General features: G+C 67.1%; 24 protein-coding genes and 1 pseudogene. 16 read left to right on the forward strand and 9 right to left on the reverse strand.

Going from position 1 to position 25,339, the window contains the following annotated elements:
• The first annotated feature begins 18 nt into the window (after positions 1 to 18).
• Positions 19 to 987 (forward strand): DNA polymerase III subunit delta, encoded by a 969-nt coding sequence (gene holA / locus A5750_RS06110; protein ID WP_067261623.1) that lies wholly within the window; start codon positions 19 to 21, stop codon positions 985 to 987.
• A gap of 9 nt (positions 988 to 996) precedes the next feature.
• Here the strand turns inward: holA and rpsT are convergent, their stop codons facing one another.
• Positions 997 to 1,257: a 30S ribosomal protein S20 gene (gene rpsT, locus A5750_RS06115; RefSeq protein ID WP_066952793.1), complete on the reverse strand. Its 261-nt coding sequence runs from the start codon at positions 1,255 to 1,257 to the stop codon at positions 997 to 999.
• A 145-nt stretch (positions 1,258 to 1,402) separates the two neighbouring features.
• Between rpsT and A5750_RS06120 the strand changes: the two genes are divergently transcribed.
• From A5750_RS06120 to A5750_RS06135, 4 genes are read left to right on the forward strand one after another with little or no spacing between them, the layout of a single operon-like run.
• Positions 1,403 to 3,076, forward strand: a complete 1,674-nt coding sequence (locus A5750_RS06120) for a circularly permuted type 2 ATP-grasp protein (RefSeq protein WP_066952795.1) — start codon at positions 1,403 to 1,405, stop codon at positions 3,074 to 3,076.
• On the forward strand, positions 3,076 to 4,053 hold the full coding sequence (locus A5750_RS06125) for an alpha-E domain-containing protein (protein WP_066952797.1): 978 nt from the start codon (positions 3,076 to 3,078) through the stop codon (positions 4,051 to 4,053). The genes A5750_RS06120 and A5750_RS06125 overlap by 1 nt, the downstream gene beginning before the upstream one ends.
• Positions 4,053 to 4,892 carry a transglutaminase family protein gene (locus tag A5750_RS06130; RefSeq protein ID WP_067261625.1) on the forward strand — a complete coding sequence of 280 codons (840 nt, stop codon included), beginning with the start codon at positions 4,053 to 4,055 and terminating at the stop codon, positions 4,890 to 4,892. Before A5750_RS06125 ends, A5750_RS06130 begins: the two co-directional genes overlap by 1 nt.
• A 25-nt stretch (positions 4,893 to 4,917) precedes the next feature.
• A complete protein-coding gene (locus A5750_RS06135; RefSeq protein ID WP_066952801.1) occupies positions 4,918 to 5,592 on the forward strand; it encodes a hypothetical protein in 675 nt (224 codons plus the stop codon).
• 3 nt (positions 5,593 to 5,595) lie between these two features.
• Here the strand turns inward: A5750_RS06135 and A5750_RS06140 are convergent, their stop codons facing one another.
• Positions 5,596 to 6,435 (reverse strand): ribonuclease Z, encoded by an 840-nt coding sequence (locus A5750_RS06140; protein WP_067261661.1) that lies wholly within the window; start codon positions 6,433 to 6,435, stop codon positions 5,596 to 5,598.
• A 192-nt stretch (positions 6,436 to 6,627) separates the two neighbouring features.
• Here A5750_RS06140 and A5750_RS06145 point away from each other — a divergent pair, with 192 nt between their 5' ends.
• Positions 6,628 to 7,056 (forward strand): CBS domain-containing protein, encoded by a 429-nt coding sequence (locus tag A5750_RS06145; protein WP_066952803.1) that lies wholly within the window; start codon positions 6,628 to 6,630, stop codon positions 7,054 to 7,056.
• Between the two features lie 98 nt (positions 7,057 to 7,154).
• On the opposite strand, the gene A5750_RS06150 is transcribed toward A5750_RS06145, so the two are convergent.
• Positions 7,155 to 7,754, reverse strand: coding sequence for a type II toxin-antitoxin system PemK/MazF family toxin (locus tag A5750_RS06150; RefSeq protein WP_066952805.1), 600 nt, complete (start codon positions 7,752 to 7,754; stop codon positions 7,155 to 7,157).
• 28 nt (positions 7,755 to 7,782) lie between these two features.
• On the opposite strand from A5750_RS06150, the pseudogene lepA reads away from it, so the two are divergent.
• The 4 genes and pseudogenes from lepA (at position 7,783) to A5750_RS06170 (ending at position 12,196) form a co-directional block, all read left to right on the forward strand.
• Positions 7,783 to 9,731 (forward strand): annotated as a pseudogene (lepA, locus tag A5750_RS06155) (translation elongation factor 4).
• An 8-nt stretch (positions 9,732 to 9,739) separates the two neighbouring features.
• A complete protein-coding gene (locus tag A5750_RS06160; protein ID WP_067261663.1) occupies positions 9,740 to 10,459 on the forward strand; it encodes a sensor domain-containing protein in 720 nt (239 codons plus the stop codon).
• On the forward strand, positions 10,459 to 11,238 hold the full coding sequence (locus tag A5750_RS06165; RefSeq protein WP_066952809.1) for a sensor domain-containing protein: 780 nt from the start codon (positions 10,459 to 10,461) through the stop codon (positions 11,236 to 11,238). The genes A5750_RS06160 and A5750_RS06165 overlap by 1 nt, the downstream gene beginning before the upstream one ends.
• A 121-nt stretch (positions 11,239 to 11,359) precedes the next feature.
• A complete protein-coding gene (locus A5750_RS06170; protein WP_082948328.1) occupies positions 11,360 to 12,196 on the forward strand; it encodes a sensor domain-containing protein in 837 nt (278 codons plus the stop codon).
• 113 nt (positions 12,197 to 12,309) lie between these two features.
• Here A5750_RS06170 and A5750_RS06175 read toward each other — a convergent pair whose 3' ends face one another.
• A complete protein-coding gene (locus A5750_RS06175; RefSeq protein ID WP_066952811.1) occupies positions 12,310 to 14,346 on the reverse strand; it encodes a glycoside hydrolase family 15 protein in 2,037 nt (678 codons plus the stop codon).
• A 65-nt stretch (positions 14,347 to 14,411) separates the two neighbouring features.
• Positions 14,412 to 15,647 (reverse strand): FAD-dependent oxidoreductase, encoded by a 1,236-nt coding sequence (locus A5750_RS06180; RefSeq protein ID WP_067261630.1) that lies wholly within the window; start codon positions 15,645 to 15,647, stop codon positions 14,412 to 14,414.
• A gap of 54 nt (positions 15,648 to 15,701) precedes the next feature.
• Here A5750_RS06180 and A5750_RS06185 point away from each other — a divergent pair, with 54 nt between their 5' ends.
• The 5 genes from A5750_RS06185 (at position 15,702) to A5750_RS06205 (ending at position 20,056) form a co-directional block, all read left to right on the forward strand.
• Positions 15,702 to 15,896 carry a hypothetical protein gene (locus A5750_RS06185; protein WP_066952819.1) on the forward strand — a complete coding sequence of 65 codons (195 nt, stop codon included), beginning with the start codon at positions 15,702 to 15,704 and terminating at the stop codon, positions 15,894 to 15,896.
• Between the two features lie 332 nt (positions 15,897 to 16,228).
• Complete coding sequence (locus A5750_RS06190) at positions 16,229 to 17,260, forward strand: sulfate ABC transporter substrate-binding protein (protein WP_067261633.1); 1,032 nt, start codon at positions 16,229 to 16,231, stop codon at positions 17,258 to 17,260.
• A complete protein-coding gene (gene cysT / locus A5750_RS06195) occupies positions 17,257 to 18,141 on the forward strand; it encodes a sulfate ABC transporter permease subunit CysT (protein WP_067261635.1) in 885 nt (294 codons plus the stop codon). The genes A5750_RS06190 and cysT overlap by 4 nt, the downstream gene beginning before the upstream one ends.
• Positions 18,138 to 18,950, forward strand: a complete 813-nt coding sequence (gene cysW, locus A5750_RS06200; protein ID WP_066952825.1) for a sulfate ABC transporter permease subunit CysW — start codon at positions 18,138 to 18,140, stop codon at positions 18,948 to 18,950. Before cysT ends, cysW begins: the two co-directional genes overlap by 4 nt.
• A 20-nt stretch (positions 18,951 to 18,970) precedes the next feature.
• Positions 18,971 to 20,056 (forward strand): sulfate/molybdate ABC transporter ATP-binding protein, encoded by a 1,086-nt coding sequence (locus tag A5750_RS06205; protein WP_067261637.1) that lies wholly within the window; start codon positions 18,971 to 18,973, stop codon positions 20,054 to 20,056.
• A 13-nt stretch (positions 20,057 to 20,069) separates the two neighbouring features.
• Here A5750_RS06205 and A5750_RS06210 read toward each other — a convergent pair whose 3' ends face one another.
• From A5750_RS06210 to A5750_RS26570, 3 genes are all read right to left on the reverse strand, one after another.
• A complete protein-coding gene (locus A5750_RS06210; protein ID WP_066952829.1) occupies positions 20,070 to 20,813 on the reverse strand; it encodes a phosphoadenylyl-sulfate reductase in 744 nt (247 codons plus the stop codon).
• The gene (locus tag A5750_RS06215; RefSeq protein ID WP_067261640.1) at positions 20,810 to 22,477 is read right to left on the reverse strand and encodes a nitrite/sulfite reductase; all 1,668 of its coding nucleotides are present in this window, start codon (positions 22,475 to 22,477) and stop codon (positions 20,810 to 20,812) included. Before A5750_RS06215 ends, A5750_RS06210 begins: the two co-directional genes overlap by 4 nt.
• A gap of 108 nt (positions 22,478 to 22,585) precedes the next feature.
• On the reverse strand, positions 22,586 to 22,936 hold the full coding sequence (locus A5750_RS26570) for an Ms4527A family Cys-rich leader peptide (protein WP_369829479.1): 351 nt from the start codon (positions 22,934 to 22,936) through the stop codon (positions 22,586 to 22,588).
• Here A5750_RS26570 and hemW point away from each other — a divergent pair.
• Positions 22,863 to 24,035 (forward strand): radical SAM family heme chaperone HemW, encoded by a 1,173-nt coding sequence (gene hemW / locus A5750_RS06220; protein ID WP_067261642.1) that lies wholly within the window; start codon positions 22,863 to 22,865, stop codon positions 24,033 to 24,035. The genes A5750_RS26570 and hemW overlap by 74 nt on opposite strands.
• A 3-nt stretch (positions 24,036 to 24,038) precedes the next feature.
• Here the strand turns inward: hemW and A5750_RS06225 are convergent, their stop codons facing one another.
• The gene (locus A5750_RS06225) at positions 24,039 to 25,256 is read right to left on the reverse strand and encodes a sodium-dependent bicarbonate transport family permease (protein WP_066952835.1); all 1,218 of its coding nucleotides are present in this window, start codon (positions 25,254 to 25,256) and stop codon (positions 24,039 to 24,041) included.
• Between the last annotated feature and the right edge of the window lie 83 nt (positions 25,257 to 25,339).

The following is a 25,339-nucleotide window of genomic DNA, read 5'->3' on the forward strand; positions in this document are numbered from 1 at the left end:
TCGTGACACCATCGTGGGGTGACAGAGGTTTCGCCGTTACACCTGGTCCTGGGAGACGAGGAGCTGCTGGTCGAGCGGGCGGTGGCCGACGTATTGCGGGCGGCGCGCCAGCGGACCGGGATCGACGACGTTCCGGTCAGCCGAATGCGGGCAGGTGACGTCAGTACCTACGAGCTGGCCGAGCTGCTGAGTCCGTCACTGTTCGGTGACGAGCGCATCGTCGTGCTGGAGTCCGCAGGCGAAGCGGGCAAGGAGGCGGCCGCGGTGATCGCCTCGGCCGCGGCCGACGTCCCGCTGGGCACGATGCTGGTGGTCGTGCATTCGGGCGGCGGGCGGGCCAAGGCGCTGGCCACCGAGTTGCAGTCACTGGGCGCCGTCGTGCATCCGTGCGCGCGGATCACCAAGGCCAGCGAACGAATCGACTTCGTCCGCAAGGAGTTTCGTGCGCTGCGCGTCAAGGTCGACGAGGAGACCGTGACCGCCATGCTGGACGCGGTCGGCTCCGACGTGCGGGAGCTGGCGGCCGCCTGTTCGCAGCTGGTTGCCGACACGGGCGGGGTCGTGAATGCCGCCGCGGTCCGCCGCTATCACAGCGGCAAAGCCGAGGTGAAGGGGTTCGACATCGCGGACAAGGCGGTGGCCGGCGACGTCGCGGGAGCGGCCGAAGCGCTGCGGTGGGCGATGATGCGCGGGGAGCCGCTGGTGGTGCTGGCCGACGCGCTGGCCGAAGCGATCCACACGATCGGTCGGGTCGGGCCGTTGTCAGGCGATCCCTACCGGCTGGCGTCGCAGCTGGGAATGCCGCCGTGGCGGGTGCAGAAGGCCCAGAAGCAGGCGCGGTATTGGTCGCGCGACAGTGTCGCGGCCGCGATGAAGGTGGTGGCGGCGCTCAACGCCAATGTCAAAGGAGCCGTGGCGGACGCCGACTATGCGCTGGAATCGGCGGTCAGGAAGGTGGCCGAGCTGGCCGCGAACCGGAACCGATGAGCGGGCGGGTCAGATCTTGTTGAGAGCGCGCGCCAGGGCGGACTTCTTGTTGGCCGCCTGATTCTTGTGGATCACGCCCTTGCTGGCCGCTTTGTCCAGCTTGCGGGTGGTCGCGGCCAGCAACTCCGAGGCCTTCTCCTTGTCGCCGGCGTGGGCGGCCTCACGGAACGCGCGGACGGCGGTGCGAAGCGAAGACTTCACGGACTTGTTGCGCAGTCGAGCGCGCTCGTTGGTGCGATTGCGCTTCTGCTGCGACTTGATGTTGGCCACGCTTTAGTTCCTTCTCCGCTTCGACGTTTGTTGGGGGCGCCGGATATCACCACAGCGACTGCCCAGGTTATCAGTCGGTTACGTTTTCTCCCAAAACGGGAACCCGTGGCCTGCCATAACGCCAATTTGAGGCAGCATCTGAAAAGTGAGTCTTCCGAGCCAGCTCGAGGAAACCGGGCGGGGGTTACGCGCCGCGCGTGCCGAGCGCATTTTCGGCGGCTACAACACGTCCTCAGACGTCTATTCGATGGCATTTGACGAGATGTTCGATGCCCACGGCACCGTTCGCGGCCCGTATAAGGGCATCTACGCCGAGCTCGCGCCGTCGGACGCCTCGGACCTGAAGGCCCGCGCCGAAGCGCTGGGCCGGGCGTTCATCGACCAGGGCATCACGTTCTCGCTGTCAGGTCAGGAGCGGCCTTTTCCGCTCGACCTGGTTCCGCGGGTCATCTCGGCCGCCGAGTGGAGCCGGTTGGAGCGCGGCATCATCCAGCGCGTCAAGGCACTCGAGATGTATCTCGACGACATCTACGGCGATCAGGAGATCCTGAACGACGACATCATCCCGCGCCGCCTGATCACTTCCTGCGAGCATTTCCACCGCGAGGCGGTGGGCATCGTCCCGCCCAACGGCGTCCGCATCCACGTGGCGGGCATCGACCTGATCCGCGACGAGAAGGGCAACTTCCGGGTCCTCGAGGACAACCTGCGCTCGCCCTCCGGGGTGTCGTATGTCATGGAGAACCGGCGGACCATGGCGCGGGTTTTCCCGAATCTGTTCGCCACCCACCGGGTGCGTGCGGTCGACGACTACGCGTCGCACCTGCTGCGCGCCTTGCGCAATTCCGCGGCCACCAACGAGGCCGACCCGACCGTGGTGGTGCTCACTCCCGGGGTGTACAACTCGGCCTACTTCGAGCACTCGCTGCTGGCCCGTCAGATGGGGGTCGAGCTGGTCGAGGGTCGCGACCTGTTCTGCCGCGACAACCAGGTCTACATGCGCACCACGGACGGGGAGGTGCAGGTCGACGTCATCTACCGGCGCATCGACGACGCCTTCTTGGACCCGCTCCAGTTCCGCGCCGACTCGGTCCTCGGGGTGGCCGGCCTGGTCAACGCGGCCCGTGCCGGCAACGTCGTCGTCTCCAGCGCCATCGGCAACGGTGTGGGCGACGACAAGCTCGTTTACACCTATGTGCCGACGATGATCGAGTACTACCTGGGGGAGAAGCCGCTGCTGGCCAACGTCGAGACGTACCGGTGCTGGCTCGACGACGAACGCGAAGAGGTGCTGGACCGGATCGACGAATTGGTCCTCAAGCCGGTCGAGGGGTCCGGGGGTTACGGCATCGTGTTCGGGCCGGAAGCCTCCGAGAAGGAGTTGGCCACCGTCGCCAAGAAGGTTCGCGACGACCCGCGCAGCTGGATCGCCCAGCCGATGATGGAACTGTCGACCGTGCCGACGCAGATCGGGAACACGCTGGCGCCCCGGTATGTCGACCTGCGGCCGTTCGCGGTCAACGACGGCAACGACGTCTGGGTGTTGCCCGGCGGGCTGACCCGGGTGGCCCTGGTCGAGGGCTCGCGGGTGGTGAACTCGAGCCAGGGCGGCGGGTCGAAGGACACCTGGGTGCTGGCGTCGCGGACCTCGGGCGGTGACCATGAGCTCGGCGCGGCGGAAGTCGTGCGCTCGCTGCCGGAGTCGATGTCCGACCCGGTGCTGGATGGCGCGCAGCGTTTCGCGCAGACCCAGACGCAACCCACGGAATCGCCCCAGGAACAGCAGCTTCAGCAGCAAGAGCGGCGGGCGAAGCGCTGATGCTGGCCCGTAACGCGGAGGCACTGTTCTGGATCGGTCGCTATGTCGAACGGGCCGACGACACCGCCCGCATCCTCGACGTGGTGCTGCATCAACTGCTCGAGGAGTCCAGCGTCGACCCGGACCAGGCGTCCCGGCTGCTGCTGCGGGTGCTCGGCATCGACCCCCCGCACCACGACCTAGACGTCTGGTCGCTGACCGACCTGGTGGCCTTCAGCACCAACGCTTCGGGCGGTAGTTCGATCGTCGACGCCATCACGGCGGCGCGCGAGAACGCCAAGTCGGCGCGGGAGGTGACGTCCAGCGAGATCTGGGAGTGCCTCAACACCACCTACCATGCCCTGCCCGAACGCGAGCGTGCCGCCAAACGCCTTGGGCCCCATGAATTCCTGTCCTACATCGAGGGCCGGGCGGCGATGTTCGCCGGCCTGGCCGACTCGACGCTGTCGCGCGACGACGGGTACCGCTTCATGGTGCTGGGCCGCGCGATCGAGCGGGTGGACATGACGGTGCGGCTGTTGCTTTCACGGGTGGGGGACAGCGCTTCATCCCCGGCGTGGGTGACGCTGTTGCGTTCGGCGGGCGCCCATGACACCTACCTGCGCACCTACCGCGGCGTGCTGGACGCCGGGCGGGTGGTCGAATTCATGCTGCTGGACCGGTTGTTCCCGCGTTCGGTGTTCTATTCGCTGCGGCTCGCCGAACACAACCTCGACGAACTGCTGCACTCTCGACAAAGCCGGATCGGGGCCACCGGGGAGGCGCAGCGGCTGCTCGGGCAGGCCCGAAGTGAACTCGAATTCGTGCAACCCGGTGTACTGCTGGAGTCCCTGGAGACGCGCCTGGCGGGCCTGCAGCGAACCTGCCACGATGTCGGAGAAGCGTTGTCGGTGCAGTACTTTCACGTCACGCCGTGGGTGGCGTGGTCGGATGCCGGGGATCGCGGCCGGCTGGTCAGCAGGAAAGGGGACGGCTGATGTGGCGGCTGCGGGTGGTGCACACCACCGGGTATGCCTACCAGTCGGCGGTGACCGCGTCCTACAACGAAGCGCGGTTGACCCCGCGGTCGAACACCAGGCAAAACGTCATCCTCAATCGCGTCGAGACGATCCCCGCGACCCGGTCCTATCGCTACATCGACTATTGGGGCACCGCCGTAACGGCATTCGATCTGCACGCGCCGCACACCGACCTCACGGTGACGTCGTCGTCGGTGGTCGAAACCGAGCAGCCGGAACCGCCGGTGACCGACGTCGGCTGGGATGACCTCAAGTCCGAGGCGGTGATCGACCGGTTCGACGAACTGCTTCGCCCCACCGGGCACACCCCGGCGAGCAAGAAGGTTGCGTCCGTGGCCAAGAAGATCGCCAAGTCGCACCAGCCCGCCGAGGCAGTCGCCGCCGCCAGCGACTGGGTGCGCGGCGAGCTGGACTATCTCCCGGGAACCACCAGCGTGCACTCGTCGGGGCTGGACGCGTTGAACGCGGGCAGGGGCGTCTGCCAGGACTTCGTACACTTGTCGCTGATGTTGTTGCGGGCCATGGGGATTCCCACGTACTACGTGTCGGGATACCTGCATCCCAAGCGCGACGCCGTCGTCGGGGACACCGTGGACGGGCGCAGCCACGCGTGGATTCAGGCGTGGACGGGCGCCTGGTGGAGTTACGACCCCACCAACGGAACCGAGATCTCCGAGCAATACGTCGGCGTGGGCGCCGGCCGCGACTACACCGACGTCCCGCCCCTGAAAGGCATTTACTCCGGTGAGGGTGCGACCGACCTCGACGTCGTCGTGGAGGTCACCCGGCTGGCCTAGCCGGCGCGGGCATAGCGTTCACGCCATGGACGACACTGCGCCTCACCGCGGTGGCCCCTGGTTGCTGCTGCTGTCCGTGCTGTGTGTCGCGGTGCTCTTCGGTGGGATCGCGGTCGGGGTCGCCCTGGGCGGTGTGATGCCGTTGCCGTACGGCCCGGCGGCCGCGGTGGCGGCTTACGTCCGTGCGGAGCCGGTCGCCGTGCGCGTCATCGCCGTGGCGACGTTTGCGTCGTCGGTCCCGTTGGCGCTCTACGCGGCGACGGTCAACGTCCGGCTGCGCCGGCTCGGCGCTGCCGGGCCGGGAGCGTCGATCGCGTTCACGGGAGGCGTCGTGGCCGCCGGCGCGCTGGGGCTGTGCGGCTTGCTGGCCTGGCCGCTGTCGCTGCCCGAAGTCGCCGCGGACGCGGCGTTGGTCCGCGCGCTGTACCTGTTGGTGTTTCTGGTCGGTGGCCCGGGGCACATCGTGGCCCTGGGCCTGCTGGTCGCCGGGATCGCGGGTCCCGCCCTGAGCCGCGGTTTGCTGCCGAGCCCGGTGGCCTGGGCCGGCCTGGGAATCGCCGCCCTTGCCGAAGCGGCGACGGCGGTGTTGGTCTGGCCGGACCTGGGCGTGATCCTGCCGGTTGCCAGGGTGCTGGCGCTGTGCTGGCTGGTGCTGGCGGGGTCGCTGCTGCCGTTGCGCCGCAACGGCATTGGAGAGTGACCGTTACGGTGCGTTGATTTCGACGCGATGCAGGTCGTCGCCGAGCTCGATCCGCCCGTCGAACTCCGACGCCGCCAGGGCCCGCCACTGCTCTTCCTGGCCCGGCACCAGCGCGGGCACGTAGTGCGTCATGACGAGGGTGCCCACCCCCGCGCGGGCCGCGGTTGCCGCCGCCTCCTCGACTGACGAGTGGTAGTCACAGATGTCCTGCAGCCGCTGTTGCGGGATGTTTCCGACGATGTCCTTGCGGATCACGGTGTGCACCAAAGCGCCGGCGCCGGCCGCCAGCTGGTCGAGGCCGGCGCAGGGCACCGTGTCCCCGGCGAGCACCACCGACGCCGTGCCGTAGTCGATGCGGAACCCGATGGTCGGCGCCACCGGTCGGTGATCGGTCGGTGCCACCCGGATCGACACGCCGTCGCGGTCCCACACCGCCCCCTCGGTGCACTCGTGGACCTCGACCGACGGTGGGGCGTTCAGGTCGGCGTGATGGGCGAGCCGGTACTCGATGTCGTGGCGGAACGCGTGCAGCGTCGCCTCGACCGTCTCCGCGGTCCCGGGCGGTCCGATGATCCGCAGCGGCGCCGGGTCCGGTTCGAAGGTGCTGATCCAGCGAGTGATGAGGAGGTCGCCGAGATCTCCGATGTGGTCGCTGTGCAGATGCGTGATCAGCAGCGCCGACAATCCGGCGGCGCCCACGCCCACGGCCGCCGCACGCTGCAACACCCCACGCCCGCAGTCCACCAGAAATACCTGCCCGCCGGCCCGCACCAGAGTCGACGGGCCGGCCCGGTTCGGGTCGGGGATCGGGCTCCCGGTTCCCAGCAGCGTGATCTCGATCATGGCCCCATCTTGCAAGCCGCGGCCCTCCGCAGTGGCCCAATCGGGCGATCCGAGCGATCGAGCGTCCTGGTTTCGAACGGCGACGTCAGGGTATGGACACGGATCGGCTACCGGTTCTCGTCGTGGCTTTTGCGCCGCACGAGTTAGCCGTAGCCTGGTGTGAAGCGGATCACAACCGGCTGGAGGCCTTTGATGCGGATTGCAGACGTCTTGCGGAACAAGGGCGCGGCGGTGGTGACCATCAACCCCGAGGCGACGGTGAAAGAGCTGCTCGCCGGCCTCGCCGAGCAGAACATCGGCGCCATGGTCGTCGTCGGCGACGAGGGCGTCGTCGGCATTGTCTCCGAGCGCGACGTGGTGCGCGAGCTGCACACCCATGGCGCCAGCGTGCTGTCGCGCCCGATCTCGAAGATCATGACCACCACCGTCGCCACCTGCACGAAAGCCGACACCGTCGACTCCCTGAGTGTGCTGATGACCAAGAATCGGGTGCGCCATGTGCCCGTGTTGGACGGCAAGAAGCTGATCGGCATCGTGAGCATCGGCGACGTGGTGAAGACCCGGATGGAAGAGCTCGAGGCCGAACAGCAGCAGCTGCAGTCCTACATCACGCAGGGCTGATTGCGGCTCCTGCCCCCACCCCACGGCGTGCGTCGTCGCCGAGCGTGCGTTCAGCGCGAAAATGCGGCCGGTTTTCGCAGTGGTTACACGCTGGGCGACTAGCTCCAGGAGTAGTCCGCGCGCAGCCGCTCGGCCACCACTTCGAAGATCTCGCGGTCCAGGATCGCGCCCTCGCGACGAATGCTCTCCTCCGGGACATCGAGCACCCGGTCCAGCCGAACCCAGCTCGGCCTGCCTTCGTAATCCCAAGCGCCGGAACCGATTCCGATCCAGTCCCGGTCCTCGGCGTGGCGTTCCTGGCTGGACACCATCAACCCCAGTAAGACGCGGCGGTCACGACCGACCACGAGCACGGGCCGGTCCTTACCCCGGGTCGGGTCGTCCTCGTAAACCACCCACGTCCAGACGATCTCGCCGGGATCGGCCCGGCCGTCGAGGTCGGGCGCGTAGATCAGCTTGCGCGCGCGCTTCGCGGTCGGGAAGCTCGTGCTGGTCACCGGGCGGCCCGCGGTGACCGCGGGCGGTTGCGGCGCGGCGGCGGCGATGACGTTCGCGGTGATCTTCACGGCGTGCTGCAATTCGCGCAGCACGGTCTGCGAGTTCTGCACGTGCCGGGCCAGCCGCGGGGCCCGATCGAAGACCAGGTTTTCCGCGAACCGCTGGAACGTCTTCCACTGGGATTTGCGGGCCGACGCCATATTCGCAGCATAGACGCGCGTCGCGCGGGTGCGATTGTGTCCAAGTAGGTCTCGGGCACCCCGCCTAGATACCCTGGACATACCAATGAGCCGGCGCTCAAGCGCCCCCAAGCGTGTCCAGACCAGGAGATTCCCATCAGCAGTTTCGCCGACAAGACCTTCACCGCGCCGGCGCAGATTCGGAACTTCTGCATCATCGCCCACATCGATCACGGCAAGTCCACGCTCGCGGACCGGATGCTCCAGCTCACCGGCGTCGTCGACGAGCGATCGATGCGCGCGCAGTACCTGGACCGCATGGACATCGAGCGCGAGCGCGGAATCACCATCAAGGCGCAGAACGTCCGGCTGCCCTGGAAGGTCGGTGACGAAGAGTACGTCTTGCACCTGATCGACACCCCGGGGCACGTCGACTTCACCTACGAGGTGTCGCGCGCGCTGGAGGCGTGCGAGGGCGCGGTGCTGCTGGTCGACGCGGCCCAGGGCATCGAGGCGCAGACGCTGGCGAACCTGTACCTGGCGCTGGACCGCGACCTGCACATCATCCCGGTGCTCAACAAGATCGACCTGCCGGCCGCCGATCCGGACCGCTACGCGGGGGAGATCGCCCACATCATCGGCTGCGAGCCCGGCGACGTGCTGCGGGTTTCCGGCAAGACGGGTGAGGGTGTCGCCGACCTGCTCGATCACGTCGTGCGCGAGGTGCCGCATCCGCAAGGCGACGCCGACGCGCCCACCCGCGCGATGATCTTCGACTCCGTCTACGACATCTACCGCGGCGTGGTGACCTACGTCCGGGTGATGGACGGCAAGATCGTCCCGCGCGAGCGCATCCTGATGATGTCCACCGGCGCCACCCATGAGCTGCTCGAGGTGGGCATCGTGTCGCCCGAACCGAAGCCCAGCGTGGGTCTGGGGGTGGGCGAGGTCGGCTACCTGATCACGGGTGTGAAGGACGTCCGCCAGTCCAAGGTCGGCGACACGGTGACGACGGCCCGGCACGGCGCCACCGAGGCGCTGACGGGATATCGCGAACCCAAGCCGATGGTCTACTCGGGCCTGTATCCCGTGGACGGCTCCGATTACCCGGTTCTGCGCGACGCCCTGGACAAGCTGCAGCTCAACGACGCGGCCCTGACCTACGAGCCGGAGACGTCGGTGGCGTTGGGCTTCGGGTTCCGGTGCGGGTTCCTCGGCCTGCTGCACATGGAGATCACCCGCGAACGCCTGGAGCGCGAGTTCGACCTGGACCTGATCTCGACGTCACCCAACGTCGTCTACCGGGTCGTCAAAGAGGACGACACCGAGATCGTGGTGACCAACCCGTCGGACTGGCCCGAGGGCAAGGTGCGCACGGTCTACGAACCGGTCGTCAAGACGACCATCATCGCGCCCAGCGAGTTCATCGGCACCATCATGGAGCTGTGCCAGTCGCGCCGCGGCGAGTTGGGCGGCATGGATTACCTGTCGCCCGAGCGGGTCGAGTTGCGCTACACGATGCCGCTCGGCGAGATCATCTTCGACTTCTTCGACTTGCTGAAGTCGCGCACCCGGGGCTACGCCAGCCTGGACTACGAGGAGGCCGGCGAGCAGGAGGGGCAACTGGTGAAGGTCGACATCCTGTTGCAGGGCGAAGCCGTCGACGCTTTCAGTGCGATCGTCCACAAGGATTCGGCGTCCGCCTATGGGAACAAGATGACGACCAAGCTGAAAGAGCTGATCCCGCGTCAGCAGTTCGAGGTTCCGGTGCAGGCGGCCATCGGGTCGAAAATCATTGCACGCGAGAATATCCGGGCGATCCGCAAGGACGTGCTATCGAAGTGCTACGGCGGAGACATCACCCGCAAACGCAAACTGCTGGAAAAGCAGAAGGAGGGCAAGAAGCGGATGAAGACCATCGGGCGGGTGGACGTGCCGCAGGAGGCCTTCGTCGCGGCGCTGTCCACCGACGCCGCCGGCGACAAGGGCAAGAAGTAGCAGTGCCGATGCGAGCGGTTGTCCTGGTGGGTATCGGCCTGCTGAGCACGGGATGCGTCACGACCGTCAACGGCACACCCACGCGCGCCGGTCATCTCGGCGGCGCCACCTTACCGCTCGAGCAAGTCCTGCCGGACGGCCCGGAGGTCAACGCAGCCGTCGGGAACGAGCTGCCGCCGCATCGCCCGGCCCAGGTGGGCGATATTGACCTGCTGGCCAACGGGATCCGTGATAGCGATGGCGCCGCACCGATCCAATGCCTCGGGGTCGCCGCGCCGGCGATGCGCATCGTCTACGAACCTGGCCGCGTGCGTGCCGCCGCGACGCAGGACTACTGGAATTACGATTCCGGCGTGGCGGTGCCCGGCGCAACGGCGGCGGCGATCAAGCTGGCATCCACGGCCGACGCGCAACGGCTCTTCACGTCGTTTGTCGAGCAATGGCAACGCTGCGACGGCACCACGGTGACCATGTACACCCACGACTCGAGCAACACCGGGTTGTACTTGAAGGCCACCGACACCCGCGTCGACGGGCCGGTACTGTCGGCGACCGTCATCGCGTGGGACAACCATCACACTCCGCCGTGCCCGGACGAACGGGCCGTGGGGGTCAAGGGCGAGGTCATCGCCGACGTCAAAGTGGCCGACGGCCCGCGTGTGCAGGCCGGCCGCCGGGCAATCGATCTCGTCGAGGTGATGTTGCGAAAAGTCTCGAGCAGCAGCTGATGAGAACCGCCCGGATGGTCCTGTCCTGCCTGGCCGCTGTGGTGCTCGCCACCGGCTGCACCGTCGACGGGACCGCGCGGCCCGCGCCGAACCTGAAGCCCCACCCGGTCACCGGGCAGCCCGTCAAGCAGGTGCTCCTCGACGACGCTGAGCTGTCGAAGCTACTGGGCCAGTCCTTCGGAAGCAAAAACGAACTCCCGGCGCGCTTCGGCGGTCCCGAGGTGCTGCCGCCGGCCTTCGGTGCGGTCTCGCCCGCCAACTGCGTGGGTGTCACCTCGATGCTGGTGAAGGACGCCTATCCATCCGGCGACGTCAAGAATGCGGCGCGGGAGACGTGGTGGAACCAGCGCGGACCGGCGAAGGTCATCAGCGTCGCCGAGGGTGTCGTCGCCCTGTCCAGCGCCGCCGGGGCCGCCACGTTGTTCCAACAGTTTGCACAGCAGTGGCGCGACTGCGAGGGCACTACCGTGACCATCGGGCGCCCCAGCATCATCACCGACCGCCCCGCGATCGTCTTCTCGGACACCATTTCCGAGGTGCGGCTCTCCGAATCGGTTCTGGCCGCGACTATTTCGATCGACACCCAATTGCCGGGCTTGCCGTCGAGCGGACCCAGGCCCGAAGCGCGCGCCATCGGCGTGCGGGGAAACTGCCTCGTCGAAGTCGAAGTGGCGTTTTTCAACTCGACGCGTTCGTCGGACGAGGGGTCCGGCGACGTGCACCGCAGCGCCATCGACATCGCGCACGCGATGATGGACAAGGTCAGCGGGCTGAGCTGACCGGCACCTGCCACCAACCTGGGACTTCTCTGGGGTTGAGCTGTGCTCACGCGTCGGCGACGGTTTCGCCGTGCCGTCGAGCCTAAACTCTTCGGTGAAGTGAGAGGTAGCCGAGAAGCGCATGGAAAGCATTTGCGGCAGTGAAGTATTCCGTTCTGCGTTCGTCGCCGCCCCGTCCGGTGGACGCCGCGGTCTGCGCCGACGTTGGTGCGCCGCAGCGCTTTCGGTCGTCCTGATCTCGGCCACCGGTTGCTCCATCACGGTCGGTGGCGCGGCGCGGCCACCAGCGAAACTCACGTCGCGATTCCTCGACGGGCAAATCCTCGAGCGGGTGCTTCTCGGCAAGAGCGCGCTATCCCGCGTTGTCAGGGAGCCCGTGGAGCCCGACCCCGGCGCCCCACCGCTCGTCGGGGGCCCCGAGATGTTGGGCGGTGAGCGGTCACTGGGGCCCGAAAGCTGCCTCGGGGTCGCGGTGATGATGCAGGCGGGCACCTATCGGTCCGCCAACGTGAGAGCCGTCGCGCGCACAACGTGGCGGCCCGCTGTCGCGCCCGGCGCGGCGGTGACCAGGGTGCAAGAGGCGGCCATCAGCCTGCCCACGGCCGCCGACGCCTACGCCGTGTTCGCGACGTTCTCCAAGCAGTGGCGAGACTGCGATGGAAAGACGGTCCCCCTATCGGGCGGAAGCCTGCCGCTGGAAGTGAAAATCAGTCAGGTGCAAAGTGCCATTTCCGTTGTCGCGGCCACCATTTCGACGCAATGGAACACGCCGCCGTCGTTCTCGCCCCCATCCCTTCCCGCCGAGCGGGCCGTTGGGGTGCGGGACAATTGCCTCATCGAAGTCGAGGTCGACTTCTTCGACTCATCGAGCGCGTCGCAAGAAGCGCCGCGTGACACGAACGCCAGGGCCCTCGACATTGCGCAAGTCATGCGAGACAAAGTGAGCGCGCTGAGCTGACGCGGCCGGCTACATCCCGTGGTGCGACCCGTCCCCCGCAAGCGGGAGGTACCCGGGCTTGTCCTGATCGTGGCGACCCGCTTCGCCCGGCTTCGCCGCGCTTGCGATCGCGACTACATCGGTGCGTTGGCGGGCTGGAACATCCCGGAGCCGTCGGCCTCCTCCTCGGCGCGGATCACGTGCACCACCGCGTTGATCAGCGCCAGGTGGGTGAACGCTTGCGGGAAGTTACCCAGGTGCCGGCCCGTCCGGGGCTCGATCTCCTCGGCGTAGAGGTGCAACGGGCTGGCGTAGGACAGCAGCCGCTCACACAATCGCTTGGCGCGCGCCACCTCGCCGATCTCCACCAGCGCCGACACCAACCAGAACGAGCAGATCGTGAACGTGCCTTCCTCGCCGGACAGCCCGTCGTCGGTCTCCTCCACGCGATAGCGCAGCACCAGGCCTTCCTGGGTGAGTTCGTCGGCGATGGCCAGCACGGTGTTGCGCACCCTGGGGTCGTCCGGGGGCAAAAAGCGCGTGAGTACCACGAGCAGCAGCGAGGCGTCGAGCGCGTCGGTGCCGTAGCGCTGGGTGAACACGCCGCGGGAGTCCACCCCGTGTTGCAGGATGTCGTCCTTGATCTCTTCGGCGATGGCCCGCCACTGCTGCGCATAGCTCTTCTCGCCCTGCCGCTCGGCCAGCTTCGCCCCGCGGTCGAGCGCCACCCAGCACATCACCTTCGACGAGGTGAAATGCTGCGGTTCGCCCCGGACCTCCCAGATGCCCCGGTCGGGCTCCCGCCAGTGCTTGATGGCCTCTTCCACCTGCTTCTTGAGCACCGGCCACAAGCTCTCCGGGATCTGCTCACGGGACTTGCAGTGCAGGTAGAACGAATCGAGGATGGAGCCCCAGATGTCGTGCTGGACCTGGTCGAAGGCGCCGTTGCCGATGCGCACCGGCCGGGCGTGGTCGTAACCGGACAAGTGGTGCAGCTCTTCTTCCACCAGGCTGCGTTCGCCGCCCACGCCGTACATCACCTGCAGCGGGTGGCGTTCGTTGCTGTTGGCGCCGGAGACGTCGGCGATGAACGCGAAGAAGTCGTCGGCCTCCCGGTCCAGCCCGAGCGTGTAGAGGCCCCACAACGCGAAGGTGGAGTCGCGCACCCAGGCGTAGCGGTAGTCCCAGTTGCGTTCGCCTTGCGGCGTTTCCGGCAGTGAGGTGGTCGCGGCCGCCAGCAGGGCGCCGGTGGGCGAGTACGTCAACCCCTTCAGCGTGAGCGCGCTGCGCTGCAGGTAGGCGCGCCATGGGTGGTCGGGGAAGTTGCCGATGTTGATCCATTGCCGCCAGCACTCGGTGGTCTGCCACATCTTGTCGGCGGCCTCTTCGTACGTTTGCGGCGCCGGGTGCTTGGTCCAGCTCAGGGCGACGAACACGTCGTCGCCCTCCTTCATCCGGGTGCGGGCGCGGGCTTCGCGGCCCTCCAGCCCGATCCGCAGGTTGGTGGTGAGCCGCAGGGTCGGGTGGGCGTCGGGCTGCTTGGTGGCCCGCGCGATCGCCTCGCCGTACGCGTTGGCCGAGTATTCCCAGGTGGAGCCCACGCGGTGATAGTCGAACGCGGGTTCGCAGCTCATCATCAGCTCGACGGTGCCGCTCACGCAGCGCACCGTGCGCAGCAGGATGTGCTCGGCGTCCCAGTCCATCGGCGTGCGGCGGTGGGTCCTGGACCGCCGTTCGATGTCGTGCCACGGCCCCATCACCAGCGCGTCGCGCACGATCAGCCACCCGGTGTGGGTCTGCCACGTCGTCTCCATGATCAGGCTGCCGGGCAGGTAGCGGCGGGCCGAGGGCACCGAAACGCCGTAGGGGCCGAGCCGGAAATGGCCGGCGCTGCGGTCCAGGATGGCGCCGAAGACGCTGGGGGAGTCCGGGCGCGGCACGCACATCCATTCGACCGAGCCGGCCGGCGAGATCAGGCAGGTCGTCTCCCAGTCGGACAAGAAGGCGTAGTCCGCGATCGGTGGGAACGGGTTCCGCAGTGCCCCGGTCGAAGCCAGCGGCGCCGGCGCGCTGAAGTCGATGGGCGATGGTAAGGCCGCCGTGTCCGTTTGAAATGCCTCCTCGGGCATGGCGTCGGCGGGCTGGTCGTCGGGCTGGGCGTGCAGGACCATCCCGACATCATCATCTGTTGAGCGGCCCGGCGTCCATTCTTTCGCCGACGTGGCGCCACTTCGGGTCACCCGCGACGCCGGGCAAACCTCGGGGCGTGCTCCGGAAGCGGGCCGATCGCGACGAGATAGCCGAGTACTCGCCGCAACGCAGGGGAGCGGCCCACCAGCCGCACTCCCAGCGGCGCACGCTGCGCGTTTCCGCCTACCGCCGCGGCGATCACATTGGCATGGATCAACCGTTGCGCGGTCTGCAGCAGCGCGGTGGGAAACCAGCGGCGCGCCTGGACGCGGGCGAGGCGCCGGGTGGGGACCCGTCCCGCGCGCAGCGCGTCGGCCAGGATGCGCGCGGCCGCCACCGCGTCGGCCACCGCCAGGTTGATGCCGATCCCGCCGACCGGCGACATCGCGTGCGCGGAGTCACCGATGAACAGGACGCCGTCGGCATACCAGCGGCGAAGCCGATTCAGTTGTACGTCAAGCAGTTTCACGTCATCGAAAGACGTGAGCGTCTGCACCCGGTGACCGAGCCAGGGCACCATGCCGACCAGCGCCCGGTGCAGCGCTTCGATGCCCTCCGACCGCAGCCGGGCGTCGGTTCCCTTCGGGATGATGTAGGCGATCTGGAAGTAATCGCCGCGATCGATCACGATGACGGCGTGTCCGGCCCGCAACACGCCGGCCAGACCCCGCGGATCGCCGGGGTGCCGCGGCAACCGGAACCACCACACGTCCATGGGCGCGCCGAAGCTGTGCGGTGTGAGGCCGACCGACGAACGCACCGTCGAAGCGCGACCGTCGCAGGCCACGGTCAGTTCGGCGCGCATCTCCTTGAGTTCGCCGGCCGGGTCCCGGTAGGTGACACCGACGACGCGGTCGGCGTCCCGGACGACGCCGATCACCTCGGTGCTGCGCAACAGCCGGAAGTTCGGTTCCGCCTCGGCGGCGGCGGCCACCAGCTCCAGGAAGTCCCACTGCGGCACCAGCGCGATGTGCTTGTGCGCCCCCGGCAGGCGGGTCAGGTCGAGGCCGAGCGGTGCGTTCTGTATCTCCATGTGGACGGTGTCGATGAGGCGGTGTGGGATTTCCGCGAATCGTGAGCCCAAACCCAGTTCGTCGAGCAGTCGCAACGTGCTCGCGTGCACGGTGTCTCCGCGAAAGTCACGCAGGAAGTCGGCGTGCTTTTCCATCACCGTGACGTCTATACCGGCGCGGGCCAGTAGCAGGCCCAGCACCATGCCCGCCGGGCCGCCGCCGGCGACCAGGCAGGCCGTTGCCGCGGATGGGGACGACGGGGCGGACATGGGCCGATCTTGGCACATTGGTTTTCGGCGGCAGGGCCGAATAGGGTGAGCCCCGTGACCGCTTTCCTGAATTGGTGGGACGGCAACGAGCTGTGGCTTTCCGGGCTCGCTTTCGTACTCCAGGCCATGGTGGTGATGCCGGTCGTGCTGGTGGTGGCCGCGGTCACGGCGGGACTGCTCGATGGCCTGCTCGGCAAAAGCATCGCCCTGATGCGTCGTGCCCGCCACGCCGGTGAGGCGCCCGGGTAACGCCTATGCCTCGGTCACACGTGACGTTGATTCTGGTCTCGCTCGTGTTGCTGGTGATCGTCGCGTGGTGGCTAACCCACTGAGGGCGCGACTTCGCGCGGCGTGCCCGCACGGCGACGCGAGCGGTGGCGGGCCTGGCGATTCCTGTTAGGCTTCCCGCCATGCACGTGACATCCGGTGTCGTGGAACGCCATGTCTTCGTGCACTGTTGTCGCTGACCGCCAATCCCGTGTGCGGTCTGGTATGGGGTTCGTCAGGCCTCCCAGTCGTTTAGGCGCCTTTCCGCAGCAACGGGACCACTATCACCTAAGTCCCCGTACTGGAAGGCCCGAATGCTCCACGACATCGCTTCGCGCTGGCGAAAGGTGAGTGCGCTCGCCCTCATCGTCGCAGTCATCTCGGGGTGTAGCGGCGGTGCCAGTGACGTCGTGGGCGGGGGCGGCCCGAGCAACGCGCGCACCAGTATCACGCTGGTGGCCTATTCGGTCCCAGAACCCGGCTGGAGCAAGGTCATCCCCGCCTTCAACGCCGCCGAAGAGGGCAAGGGCATTCAGGTGATCACCTCCTACGGCGCCTCCGGCGACCAGTCGCGCGGAGTCGTCGACGGCAAGCCGGCCGACATCGTGAACTTCTCGGTCGAACCGGACATCACGCGATTGGTGAAGGCCGGCAAGGTATCCAAAGATTGGAATACCGACGCCACCAAGGGAATTCCGTTCGGGTCGGTGGTAACCCTGGTGGTGCGCAAGGGCAACCCCAAAAACATCAAGGACTGGGATGACCTGCTGCGGCCGGGGGTGGAGGTCATCACGCCCAGTCCGTTGAGCTCGGGGTCGGCCAAGTGGAATTTGCTCGCACCGTACGCAGTCAAGAGCGAAGGCGGCGGCAACGCCCAGGCCGGTGTCGACTTCATCAGCAAGCTGGTGCACGAACACGTCAAGTTGCGGCCCGGTTCGGGGAGGGAGGCAACCGATGTCTTCGTTCAGGGCAGCGGGGATGTGTTGATCAGTTACGAGAACGAGGCGATTGCCACCGAGCGCGCCGGCAAACCGGTTGAGCACATCAACCCGCCGCAGACTTTCAAAATCGACAATCCGGTTGCGGTGGTAACCACCAGCCCGCACCTGGACGCCGCGGTCGCCTTCAAGAACTTCCAGTACACGGCCACGGCGCAGAAGGTGTGGGGGCAGGCCGGCTTTCGGCCGGTCGATCCGGCCATCGCCGCCGAATTCCGCGATCGTTTTCCGGTGCCGGCGAAACTGTGGACGATTGCCGACCTCGGTGGCTGGAGCGCGGTGGACCCGCAGTTGTTCGACAAGACCACCGGCAGCATCACCAAGATCTACACGCAGGCCACCGGATGACGACCGCGATCACGCCCGACCCGCTCAGGCCCGAGCTCGGTCACCCGGCCGGTGACGCCGGGCACCGCCAAGCGAATTCGGGGCGTCGCCGGTCGGGAACCACTTCTCTGCGGGTGGGAGTGGCGACGCTGTGGCTTTCGGTGATCGTGCTGCTGCCGCTGGCCGCCATCGCATGGCAGGCCGCGGGCGGTGGGTGGCACGCCTTCCGGTTGGCGGTGACGTCAAACGCCGCGTTGGAGTCGTTCCGGGTCACCCTGACCATATCCGCCGGGGTCACCCTGGTGAACCTGGTGTTCGGCCTGATCATCGCCTGGATGCTGGTGCGGGACGACTTCGTCGGCAAGCGGCTCGTCGATGCGATCATCGACCTGCCCTTCGCACTACCCACCATCGTCGCGAGCCTGGTGATGCTGGCCCTCTACGGCAACAACAGCCCGGTGGGCCTGCATCTGCAGCACACGGCGTGGGGCGTGGCCGTGGCGCTGGCCTTCGTCACGCTGCCGTTCGTGGTACGCGCCGTGCAGCCGGTGCTGCTGGAAATCGATCGGGAGACCGAAGAGGCGGCCGCGTCGCTGGGTGCCAGCGGCGCAAAGGTTTTCACTTCTGTCGTGCTGCCGTCGTTGACACCGTCCCTGCTGTCCGGGGCGGGCCTGGCTTTCTCACGAGCGATCGGCGAGTTCGGGTCGGTGGTCCTGATCGGTGGCGCGGTGCCGGGCAAGACCGAAGTGTCATCGCAGTGGATACGCACCCTGATCGAAAACGACGACCGCACCGGTGCCGCCGCGATATCCATCGTCTTGCTGTCGATTTCGTTTGTGGTGCTGTTCATTCTGCGGATCGTGGGCGGACGCGCGGCCAAGCGTGAGGAATTGGCGGCGTGACCTCATCGCCCAGGGTTCGATACCTGATCCGATTCGTCGGGCTCGCATACCTTTTCGTATTGCTGGTCGTTCCGGTTGCCCTGATCTTGTGGCGGACGTTTCGGCCAGGCTTCGGCCAGTTCTTCGACTGGGTGAGCACTCCCGCGGCGATCTCGGCGCTGAACCTGACCTTGCTGGTGGTCGCCATCGTGGTGCCGCTGAACGTGGTTTTCGGCATTCCCACCGCTCTGGTGCTCGCCCGCAACCGGTTTCGTGGCAAGGGCGTGCTGCAGGCGGTCATCGACCTGCCTTTCGCGGTGTCGCCGGTCATCGTCGGCGTTGCCCTGATCCTGTTGTGGGGATCGGCCGGCGCGTTCGGCTTCGTGGAGAAGGACCTCGGCTTCAAGATCATCTTCGGGTTGCCCGGCATCGTCCTTGCCAGCATCTTCGTCACACTGCCCTTCGTTGTGCGCGAGGTGGAACCGGTCCTGCACGAATTGGGGACCGATCAGGAGGAGGCGGCCGCGACCTTGGGATCGGGCTGGTGGCAGACTTTTTGGCGAATCACCCTGCCCTCGATCCGGTGGGGTCTGACCTACGGCATCGTGCTGACCATCGCCCGCACCCTCGGCGAATACGGTGCGGTCATCATCGTGTCGTCGAACCTCCCGGGAAAGTCCCAAACCCTGACCTTGCTGGTCTCGGATCGGTATAACCGCGGTGCCGAGTACGGCGCCTACGCGCTGTCGACGCTGTTGATGGGCGTCGCGGTGTTGGTCCTGATCTTCCAAGTGATTCTGGACATCCGCCGGGCGAGAGCGGCCAGGTAGCCTGACATGGAGACTCGGATATGACAGACAACCACAGCCGATCCGTCGACCAAGCCATCGTCGTGCGCAACGCCTACAAGCGCTACGGCGACTTTGTGGCCCTGGACAACGTGGACTTCGTCGTTCCCTCCGGCTCGCTGACCGCACTGTTGGGGCCCAGTGGTTCCGGCAAGTCGACCCTGTTGCGGGCGATCGCCGGTCTCGATCAACCCGACAGCGGGACGATCACCATCAACGGTCACGACGTCACGCGGGTGCCGCCGCAGCGGCGAGGCATCGGATTCGTATTCCAGCACTACGCCGCGTTCAAGCACCTGACCGTCCGCGACAACGTCGCCTACGGCCTGAAGATCCGCAAGCGACCCAAGGCGGAGGTCAAGGCCAAGGTCGACAACCTGTTGGAAGTGGTGGGGCTGAGCGGATTTCAGAACCGTTATCCCAATCAGCTCTCCGGCGGTCAACGGCAGCGGATGGCGCTCGCGCGGGCGCTGGCGGTCGACCCGCAGGTGCTGTTGCTCGACGAGCCGTTCGGCGCGCTGGACGCCAAGGTGCGCGAGGACCTGCGCGCGTGGTTGCGTCGCCTTCATGACGAGGTGCACGTCACCACTGTTCTGGTCACCCACGACCAGGCGGAGGCGTTGGACGTTGCCGACCGCATCGCCGTACTGAACCACGGTCGTATCGAACAGGTGGGATCGCCGACCGAGGTTTACGACGCACCGGCGAGCGCCTTCGTGATGTCGTTCCTCGGTGCGGTATCCACTCTGAACGGCAATCTGGTTCGCCCGCACGATATCCGGGTGGGCCGCAACCCCGAAATGGCCATCGCGGGCGGCGATGGCACCGCGGAGTCCATCGGGGTGGTGCGCGCCACCGTCGACCGCGTGGTCGTGCTCGGCTTCGAGGTGCGGGTGGAGTTGACCAGCGCCGCCACCGGTGGGGCGTTCACCGCCCAGATCACCCGCGGTGACGCCGAGGCCCTGGCCCTACGCGAGGGGGACACCGTCTACGTGCGCGCGACCCGAATCCCGTCCCTCGCCGTTAACTCGACGGACGACCGTCCCGCCGGCGCCGGCGAGGATCAAGCCACGCTGACGTCGGCGTAACGCCCGCTCCCCGTTACGAGGCGTGCAGCCCGCACTCGGTTTTCGACAGCCCCTGCCAGCGCCCGCTGCGCGGGTCGGCACCCGCGAGCGGCTTGGCCGTGCACGGTTCGCAGCCGATCGACGGATACCCGTCGTAGACAAGCGGATTGACCAGCACACCGTGCTCGTCGATGTAGCTCTGCATGTCCTCGTCGGTCCACGTCGCCAAGGGGTTGATCTTCACCAGCTTGAAGCCCTCGTCGAAGCCGATCACCGGGGTGTTGGCACGGGTCTTCGCTTCGCTCCGGCGTAACCCGGTTACCCAGGCGGAGTATCCGCTCAGGGCCCTGCGCAGCGGCACGACCTTGCGCAACCGGCAGCACTCGCCCGGGTCACGCTCGAAGAGGTTTTTCCCCAGCAGCTGGTCCTGCTCGGCCACCGTCTGCTCGGGGGTGATGTTGAGGACGTGGATGTCGTAGACCGACTCGACCGCGTCCCGGGTCCCGATGGTTTCGGCGAAGTGGTAGCCGGTGTCCAGGAACACCACCGGTACACCCGGCCGGACCTTGGATGCCAGATCGATCAACACGGCCTCCTGCATGCTGGAGGTCAACACGTAGTTGCAGGTGGCCCAGCCGCGGGGGCCGTTGATGCCGCCGAAATGCTCATCGGTCCACCGCAACACCTCTGTCGCGCTGGCGCCCTCGAGCTGCGCGGCGCCGCGCGCCGCCAGCTCCCGCAGTTCGGCTTCGGTCCGTTTCGTTGCCCGTTCACTCATCTCAAATCGTCCTCATCCGCCCGAATCGCCCACTGCGCGAACCGTTCTCCCGCACTGCGGTTTTTGATGAAGTTGCGTACCACCCGGTCGATATAGTCGCCCAACTCGTCACTGGTGACCTTGTGCTGGCGCAGCTTTCGCCCGAATCCGCTGTCCAGCCCGAGGCTGCCGCCCAGGTGCACCTGAAAACCCTCGACGGAGCCCCCGTGACCGTCGTCGACCATCTGGCCCTTGAAGCCGATGTCGGCCACCTGAATTCGCGCACACGAATTCGGGCAGCCGTTGATGTTGACCGTGACCGGTACGTCGAGCACGGAGTTGATGTCCTCGAGCCGGCGTTCCAGCTCGGGCACCAAGACCTGGGCCTTGCCCCGGGTTTCGGCGAACGACAACTTGCAGTATTCGATTCCGGTGCAGGCCATCAGGTTTCGGCGCCACTGGGACGGTTTGGTTTGCAACCCGAGCGCCTCGAGGCCCGCGAGCACGTCATCGAGTTTGTCGTCGGCTACGTCGAGGATGACCAGCTTCTGGTACGGAGTGAACCGGACCCGGTCCGAGCCGGCCCGGTCCATCAGGTCGGCCACGGCCGAGAGAATGGTGCCCGAGACGCGTCCGGCGATCGGAGCCGCCCCGACGGCGTTGAGGCCGTTCTTGAGCCGCTGCACCCCGATGTGGTCGATGGGATGCTTGAGCGGTTCGGGGGCGGGGCCGTCGATCAGCGGCCGCTTGAGGTACTCGGTTTCGAGGACCTCCCGAAACTTCTCGATACCCCAGTCCTTGATCAAGAACTTCAGCCGGGCCTTGGACCGCAGTCGCCGGTAGCCGTAGTCGCGGAAGATCGACGTCACGGCCTCCCATACCTCGGGCACCTCGGCCAGCGGCACCCAGGCGCCGACCCGCTGGGCCAGCATCGGGTTGGTGGACAGGCCGCCGCCGACCCACAGGTCCAGGCCGGGCCCGTGCTCGGGATGGTTGACGCCGATGAAGGCGATGTCGTTGATCTCGTGCGCGACGTCCTGCAGCCCCGAGATCGCGGTCTTGTACTTGCGCGGCAGGTCGGCGAAGTCCGGCTGGCCGATGTAGCGACGCACGATCTCGTCTATCGCCCAGGTCGGGTCGATCACCTCATCGAGCGACTCGCCGGCCAGCGGCGAACCCAGGATGACGCGCGGGCAGTCGCCGCACGCCTCGGCGGTCTGCAGGCCGACGTCGGCGAGCCGCCGCCAGATTTCGGGGACGTTTTCGACCTCGATCCAGTGCATCTGCACGTTCTGCCGATCCGAGATGTCGGCGGTGTCGCGGCCGAACTCGGTCGAGATCTGGCCGACCGTGCGCAGCCCGGTGGCCGAGAGCGCACCGCCGTCGCAGCGCACCCGCATCATGAAGTACTTGGCTTCGAGCAGGTCGGCGTTCTCGTCGCCGGTGAAGGTGCCGTCGTAACCCTGTTCGCGCTGGGTGTAGAGCCCCCACCAGCGGAAGCGTCCGCGCAGGTCACTCTTGTCGATGCTGTCGAACCCGGCCTGGGCGTAGACGTTCTCGATGCGGTCGCGCACCTCGAGGGGGGCGCCGGCGTGCTTCATCTCTTCGTTGGGATTGAGGGGTTCCCGGTCTCCCAGCGCCCACTGGCCCTCGTTGCGGGCCTTCGCGGGACGGGCTGTGGTCATTCGGAGGTCTCCTTCTCGACATCGCAGGCATGAAAGCGCAGCTCACCGGTGGTATCGGCGGCGCAGATCCGATGCCAGCTGGACGTACAGGTGGGCGGGTCTACGACATCAAGGAAGACAGCAACAGCTGCAAACACGCTTGAGATCAATGTGACGCCGCGCCACGAGCGCAATGCGAAGGCTGGGCTGAGCGACGGTCACGTTGCCCATTGTGCCATGCCCGTCGGGGGGCCATACAACCAGGTCAAATATCCGCTCACGGTGAGCGAAATTCGGATTAAGCTGGCCGCGCCGGTGAGAAAAGCCAGGAAAACGCCGCGGGCATCGAGTGCGGGCCGGGGATCGACGCCGCGGCCGGGCAGCGAGCACCGTGGGATCATTTGGCATGGCGCTTCGCGAGGAAACGGTCGAGCTGCCCGAACTGCAGCCCGTCCCCGGGCGGCCGTTCGGGGTGTACATTCACGTGCCGTTCTGCATAACGCGTTGCGGCTACTGCGATTTCAACACCTACACGCCCGCCGAGTTGGGCGGTGTGAACCCCGACGCCTGGCTGGCGGCGCTGCGGACCGAGTTGGAGCTGGCTGCGGAGCGGCTTTCCGGGCCGACCGTGAACACGGTGTTCGTCGGGGGAGGTACGCCGTCACTGCTGGGCGGCGTGCGCGTGGCGGCGCTGGTGGACATGGTGCGTGAGCATTTCGCGCTGGCGCCCGACGCCGAGATCACCACGGAGGCCAACCCCGAGTCGGCCTGGCCGGACTTCTTCGACGCCATCCGCGCGGCCGGCTACACGCGGGTGTCGCTCGGCATGCAGTCGGTGTCACCCAGGGTGCTGGGAGTCCTCGACCGCATTCACACCCCCAACCGATCGGCCGCCGCCGCGCGCGAAGCGCTGGATGCGGGCTTCGAGCACGTCAGCCTCGATCTGATCTATGGGACGCCGGGAGAGTCCGACGACGATCTGCTGCGCTCGGTCGACACGGCGATCGAGACCGGCGTCGATCACGTGTCGGCGTACGCGCTGGTCGTGGAGGAGGGCACCGCCCTGGCCCGACGCGTTCGGCGTGGCGAGCTGGCGGCCCCGGACGACGACGTGCTCGCGCACCGCTACGAGCTGGTCGATGCCCGGTTGTCCGAGGCCGGAATGACCTGGTACGAAGTGTCCAACTGGTCGCGGCCCGGCGGCGAATGCCGACACAACCTCGGCTATTGGGACGGTGGCCAGTGGTGGGGTGCGGGACCCGGAGCCCATGGCTACGCCGGCGCCACGCGGTGGTGGAATGTCAAGCACCCCAACGCCTATGCGGAGAGGCTGGCCGCTCCCGGGCTACCCGTGGGAGGATTCGAGCGGCTGGACGCCGACGCGCTGCACACCGAAGAGGTCCTATTGAAAACCCGGCTGCGGCAGGGTCTTCCGCGTGACGTGCTGAGCCCCGCCGAACTCGAACGCGCCGAAGGCGCGGTCGCCGACGGGTTGCTGATATCCGACGGCGATCGGTTCGTCCTCACGCCGCGCGGTCGGCTGCTGGCCGACGCCGTGGTGCGGACCGTCCTGGGGTAGTGCTCAGCTGCTCGGGAACCAGTGCGCGACTGCGTGATTGATTTCGATGTACAGCGGGATCCCGATGGTGACGGTGTAGGAGAATGTCAGACCCAGCGCGGCGGCCAGCGGCAAGGTCGGGCTCGCCTCCGGGATTCCCAGCCGCTGCACCGCGGGCAGCGTGATGTAGGACGCCGAGCCGCACAGCACGGCGAACAGCACGTAGGTTCCCGGCTGAAAGTGTGTATCGGTGAGGTTGGCGTAGCAGTAGGCGCCCAGGATGCCCAGCGTCGCAAAGACATTGGGCGCCAACAAGCCGAAGATGATGAACCCGCTGCCGGCCAACTTGAGGTCCCGTAGCTTGCGGGACGCCGTCATTCCCATTTCGAGCAGGAACAGGCAGAGCACACCCTGAAACGCCGCGACGAACAGCTCGTTCTGGTCGTGCACAACCTTCTGGCCCTGCAGCGCACCGATGAAACCGATGGCGATGCCGCCGACGAGCAGGATCAGTCCGGGGTTGAGGAAGACCTCCTGCAAAATCGCGCGCGAGAACAGCGGTGCCTTCTTGCGCTGCAGGGTGTCCCCGTCCCACTCGGGATGTTCTCGCTTTTCCAGTGAGAACTCCAGCTCCTCCTCGATCCCGCGCTCGGTTCGCTCGTCCACTCCTTCTGCTTGGGCGGCCGCGCCCGGCCCCACCTTGGCGGCAGCGGTGTAGCCGTGTTCGTCCGGCAGGTAGCCGGAGTCGTCCATTCCGCGGTGCCGGAGTCGGGCCACCAGGTATAGCGCCACCAGGCAGCCGGGAATCTCCATGAACGCCAGGAGGACCGGCATGTAGGCGTCGAAGGCGATCCCGACGCTGGTCAGTACGGCCACGCAGGTGGCGAACGTGCCGGCCGAGTCCGATCCGTAGTAGCCCGCAACCGTCGCCCTGTCGACCCGCCGCAGCCTGGTCAGGTAGCGCAGCAGGACGTAGGTGAGTACACCTATCGCGAAATTCAGCGCGAAGCCCAGCGCTACGAACCCGGCGATGTTGTCGATGTCGGCCGGTTTTACCTTGGCGAGCTCCTCACCACCCTGCCAGCCGATCGCCACCAGGAGGTACATGGTCAGGCCCTGGTAGATCACGTAGGGAAACTCGAACCGCACCTTGAGAATCGGGATGAGGAACCCGAAATAGAAGAACAGCAACAGTGGCTTGAAGAGATTGTGGACGAAGTTCTGCCACAACTCGTAGAGCATGGGCGCCTCCCGGCGACGCAGTCCGGCGCAGCGGGCGGCAGCAAGCGACTCGCGGCGCCCACGAACTTAGTGGAGACCCACGG

It is taken from the genome of Mycobacterium sp. 852002-51613_SCH5001154 (assembly GCF_001667425.1).
Classification (GTDB): Bacteria; Actinomycetota; Actinomycetes; order Mycobacteriales; family Mycobacteriaceae; genus Mycobacterium.

What these genes read in the sequence shown, in the direction of transcription:
- A5750_RS06180 (WP_067261630.1), bottom strand. Translation starts at nt 15,647, where the DNA reads ATGTCCGCCCCGTCGTCCCCATCCGCGGCAACGGCCTGCCTGGTCGCC.
- A5750_RS06190 (WP_067261633.1), top strand. Translation starts at nt 16,229, where the DNA reads ATGCTCCACGACATCGCTTCGCGCTGGCGAAAGGTGAGTGCGCTCGCC.
- A5750_RS06125 (WP_066952797.1), top strand. Translation starts at nt 3,076, where the DNA reads ATGCTGGCCCGTAACGCGGAGGCACTGTTCTGGATCGGTCGCTATGTC.
- hemW (WP_067261642.1), top strand. Translation starts at nt 22,863, where the DNA reads ATGGCGCTTCGCGAGGAAACGGTCGAGCTGCCCGAACTGCAGCCCGTC.
- A5750_RS06130 (WP_067261625.1), top strand. Translation starts at nt 4,053, where the DNA reads ATGTGGCGGCTGCGGGTGGTGCACACCACCGGGTATGCCTACCAGTCG.
- A5750_RS06215 (WP_067261640.1), bottom strand. Translation starts at nt 22,477, where the DNA reads ATGACCACAGCCCGTCCCGCGAAGGCCCGCAACGAGGGCCAGTGGGCG.
- A5750_RS06170 (WP_082948328.1), top strand. Translation starts at nt 11,360, where the DNA reads ATGGAAAGCATTTGCGGCAGTGAAGTATTCCGTTCTGCGTTCGTCGCC.
- A5750_RS06145 (WP_066952803.1), top strand. Translation starts at nt 6,628, where the DNA reads ATGCGGATTGCAGACGTCTTGCGGAACAAGGGCGCGGCGGTGGTGACC.
- A5750_RS06150 (WP_066952805.1), bottom strand. Translation starts at nt 7,754, where the DNA reads ATGGCGTCGGCCCGCAAATCCCAGTGGAAGACGTTCCAGCGGTTCGCG.
- A5750_RS06225 (WP_066952835.1), bottom strand. Translation starts at nt 25,256, where the DNA reads ATGCTCTACGAGTTGTGGCAGAACTTCGTCCACAATCTCTTCAAGCCA.
- A5750_RS06140 (WP_067261661.1), bottom strand. Translation starts at nt 6,435, where the DNA reads ATGATCGAGATCACGCTGCTGGGAACCGGGAGCCCGATCCCCGACCCG.
- A5750_RS26570 (WP_369829479.1), bottom strand. Translation starts at nt 22,936, where the DNA reads ATGTACACCCCGAACGGCCGCCCGGGGACGGGCTGCAGTTCGGGCAGC.
- A5750_RS06135 (WP_066952801.1), top strand. Translation starts at nt 4,918, where the DNA reads ATGGACGACACTGCGCCTCACCGCGGTGGCCCCTGGTTGCTGCTGCTG.
- A5750_RS06205 (WP_067261637.1), top strand. Translation starts at nt 18,971, where the DNA reads ATGACAGACAACCACAGCCGATCCGTCGACCAAGCCATCGTCGTGCGC.
- cysT (WP_067261635.1), top strand. Translation starts at nt 17,257, where the DNA reads ATGACGACCGCGATCACGCCCGACCCGCTCAGGCCCGAGCTCGGTCAC.
- A5750_RS06165 (WP_066952809.1), top strand. Translation starts at nt 10,459, where the DNA reads ATGAGAACCGCCCGGATGGTCCTGTCCTGCCTGGCCGCTGTGGTGCTC.
- A5750_RS06175 (WP_066952811.1), bottom strand. Translation starts at nt 14,346, where the DNA reads ATGGTCCTGCACGCCCAGCCCGACGACCAGCCCGCCGACGCCATGCCC.
- A5750_RS06160 (WP_067261663.1), top strand. Translation starts at nt 9,740, where the DNA reads ATGCGAGCGGTTGTCCTGGTGGGTATCGGCCTGCTGAGCACGGGATGC.
- A5750_RS06210 (WP_066952829.1), bottom strand. Translation starts at nt 20,813, where the DNA reads ATGAGTGAACGGGCAACGAAACGGACCGAAGCCGAACTGCGGGAGCTG.